Source organism: Cellulomonas massiliensis JC225, assembly GCF_000312005.1.
In the GTDB taxonomy this organism is placed as follows: Bacteria; Actinomycetota; Actinomycetes; order Actinomycetales; family Cellulomonadaceae; genus Cellulomonas; species Cellulomonas massiliensis.
The window spans coordinates 1,954,933-1,958,195 of record NZ_HE978588.1; the positions used below are offsets into that span (position 1 = coordinate 1,954,933).

Consider the following 3,263-nt stretch of genomic DNA (forward strand, 5'->3'; position numbering starts at 1 on the left):
CTGCGTGCGGCGCGCCTGCTCGGCCCGCAGCGCCGCGGCGTGCGCCGCCTGCTCCCGCAGCCGCTGCTGCTCGCGGGCCGCCGTCGCGCCCTGCGCGATCGCCGCGGTGCCCGTGCGGACCCGCTCCTCGCTGAGCGCCTGGGCGCGGGCGAGCAGCTCGCGGGCGTGCTGGTTGGCCGGCGCGACGAAGCCGCCGTCGGTGTACGCGAACAGGCCGACGGCGTGCTGGTCGGCCCAGAGCGCCGCGGTGCGCGTGAACCCCGACCGGGAGTACAGGACGGCCGTGCGGGAGCCGGCGGCCTCCCGCAGGTCCTGCACCTGCTGGCGCTCGACCGGCGCCAGGTCGTGCCGCACCGCGCCCGCGAGGTCGGGCCCGACGAGGTCCACGCCGTCGCGCGCGGCCAGGCGCGCGTCGACCACGGCGAGGGCCAGCCGGGCGTGCTGCTCCGCGAGCCGCTCCGCCTCGCCCGGGAGCGGGTCCCGGCCCGCTGTGCTCACGGGGGACTCCGATGGTGCGGTGGGACGTCGGACGCTCCGACGCTAGGCCTCCGCGCGCCCGCCCGGATGAGCCGTTCGGGTGACCTGCCGGGCGCGGACCCGGACGCATCACCCGTCGTCGCCCACATCGCCGGACGAGATCGCCGTGCGGCCGGCCTTGAGGTACGCGGCGCTCGTCCACACGTGCTGGACGCCGAACGCCCGCCACGGGCGCCAGCCCTGCGTCGCGGCGAGCACCTCCCTGGCCTCGACGCCCAGCCCGCGGCGCAGCACGAGGTCCCCCACGGGCACCGCGTCGCGGTCGGCGAGCACGCGCAGCGCCAGGTACTCGACCGTCCAGGGACCGATGCCGGGCACCGCGAGCAGCCGCCGGCGCGCGTCGTCGAGATCCGCTCCGGGCGCGAGCGGCTCGGCGTCGCTCAGCGCGGCAGCGAGCGCGACGACGGTGCGGGCGCGGGCGTGCGGCACGCGCACGGTCGCCTGCAGCTCGACGGGGTCCACCGCGGCGAGGCGCTCCGCGCCCGGGAAGACGAGCAGGCCGTCCGGCCCCGGCGCGCCGTATGCCGCCGCGACCCGGCCCGTGAAGACGCGCGCGGCCGCGAGCGACACCTGCTGCCCGAGCACCGTCTGCACGGCGGCCTCGAACCCGTCGAGGTGGCCGAGGATCCGCAGCCGCGGGCGGGCGCGCACGAGCGGCCCGACCAGCGGGTCGCCGTCCAGCGCGCCGGCGACGGCCGCGAGGTCGTCGTCGAGGCCGAACCAGCGGCGGGCGAGCCGCGCGAGCTCCTCGTCCGGGGCGTCGCCGTGCACCTCCACGGCGTCGGGGGAGAGCCGTGCCTCCAGCGTGACGGGCGCGTCGCGGCCCTCGACGCGCACGAGGCGGCGTGCCGTGCCGCGGTCGGGCCCGTCGGTCGTCACTTCCTCGACGCCGGGCACGGCGTGCAGGACGAGAGAGGCGATGGTCGGCCCCGGGTCGAGGGGTACGCGCAGGAGGGGCACCGGCGCACGGTAGCCCGGGCCGCCCACACCGGCGGCGCGGGCGCGGTCCGCCGATGACCCGGACCATCTGGACGTGTGACCAGGGCAACACCACACCCTCCAGGGGATGCGCCCGACGCCAAGGAGGGGTAAAGATGGTTCAAGCCGATCGTCCGTGAGCCGCGGGCGACCGGCCGACGGTAGGTGGAGTACGCCTGAGGGTCACGGCGAGAGCCGGACCGCCCGTGAGGGTTCAGGGAGCGCGCCACGCCTCGTGCCGGCGAGACGCCTCTCGTGGTCGCCCCGTCCTCGGGCCGAGGACGGGGCGCCCCTGCGTCCGGGGCCGCGGCGACGCCGCCGCGGGACGGCAGAGACCGCCGGGGAGCCGGGCCCCGCCGGGAGCCGGACGCGCGTCCGGGAGAGCCGCTCGCTACCGTGTCCCGGTGCGATTGCTCCCCTTCCTCCCGATCCCCCCCGGCCGCACGGGCGTCACCGGACTCGCCAGCGGTGTCGCGTCGGCGCCCCGTGCCGCCGACGAGCCGACCGACGCGGCCGCGGTCCTGGCGCCCCTGCTCGGGGTCGTCGCGGCGGTCGTCGTCGCGTTCCTCGTCGCCGCGCTGATCGGGACGTTCGTGCGGCGGGTGGCGCGCCGGTCGCAGGTGGCCGCCGACCTGAGCCGGCGCAGCCGCCGCCCCCTGCGCGCGACCCTCGTCGTCGTCGCCGTCTGGGTCGCGCTGCGGCTCACCACCGACCCCGCGCCGTGGCGGGAGGCGGTCGAGCACGTGCTCGTCATCGCCCTCATCGTCGCGGTCACGTGGCTGATCGGCAGCCTCGCGTTCGTCCTCGAGGACGCCGCGCTGGCGCGCTACCGCATCGACGTCGCGGACAACCGCCACGCGCGGCGGGTGCGCACCCAGGTCCAGGTGCTGCGGCGCCTGACGGTCGCCGTGCTGGTCGTCTGCGCGATCGCCGGCGTGGCGCTGACCTTCCCGGTGGCCCGGACGTTCGGGGCCAGCCTGCTGGCCTCGGCGGGGCTGATCTCGATCGTCGCGGGCCTCGCCGCGCAGAGCTCGCTCGCCAACGTGTTCGCGGGCCTGCAGCTCGCGTTCACCGACGCGATCCGGGTGGACGACGTCGTCGTGGTGGACGGCGAGTGGGGCCGCATCGAGGAGATCACGCTCACGTACGTCGTCGTGCACGTCTGGGACGACCGGCGGCTCATCCTGCCGTCGACCTACTTCACGACGACGCCGTTCGAGAACTGGACGCGGCGCGACGCGCACCTGCTGGGCACCGTCGAGCTCGACCTGGACTGGGACGTGCCCGTCGAGGACATGCGCGCCGAGCTGGACCGCCTGCTGCGCGCCAGCGACCTGTGGGACGAGCGCGTGGGGATCCTGCAGGTGACCGACGCCGTCGGCGGGCACGTCCGCGTGCGGGCCCTCGCCTCCGCGGTCGACGCGCCCACCCTCTTCGACCTGCGCTGCTACGTGCGCGAGGGGCTCGTCGCGTGGCTGCAGCACGAGGCGCCCTCGGGCCAGCCGACCGTCCGGGTCGAGAACCGTGAGCGCTCGCTGCGGCCGCGCGCCGCGGCCGAGCCCGAGCCGCGGCGCCTGGGCGAGGAGACGAGCCTCGTGGCGCGCCAGAACGACGCCCGCCTGTTCACCGGCAGCATCGACGCGATCGAGCGCTCGCAGGCGTTCGCCGGCCCCGGCCAGGACGTGATCGACCAGCGCGAGCAGGTCGCCGGCGACCGGCCGGGCAGCGAGCCGGGGGCGGCCGTCGTG

Annotated in this window: 3 protein-coding genes; 1 reads left to right on the forward strand and 2 read right to left on the reverse strand. The window is 77.4% G+C overall.

Going from position 1 to position 3,263, the window contains the following annotated elements:
* Window positions 1–498: hypothetical protein (locus tag HGCM_RS19840; protein WP_026075374.1), on the reverse strand; the 498-nt coding region annotated here is incomplete at its 3' end.
* A gap of 108 nt (window positions 499–606) precedes the next feature.
* Entirely contained in the window at window positions 607–1,497 is an 891-nt protein-coding gene (locus tag HGCM_RS09320; protein ID WP_019136572.1) for a DNA-3-methyladenine glycosylase family protein, read from the reverse strand.
* A gap of 422 nt (window positions 1,498–1,919) precedes the next feature.
* Between HGCM_RS09320 and HGCM_RS17745 the strand changes: the two genes are divergently transcribed.
* The coding region (locus tag HGCM_RS17745; protein ID WP_306426428.1) for a mechanosensitive ion channel family protein at window positions 1,920–3,263 on the forward strand (1,344 nt) is incomplete at its 3' end.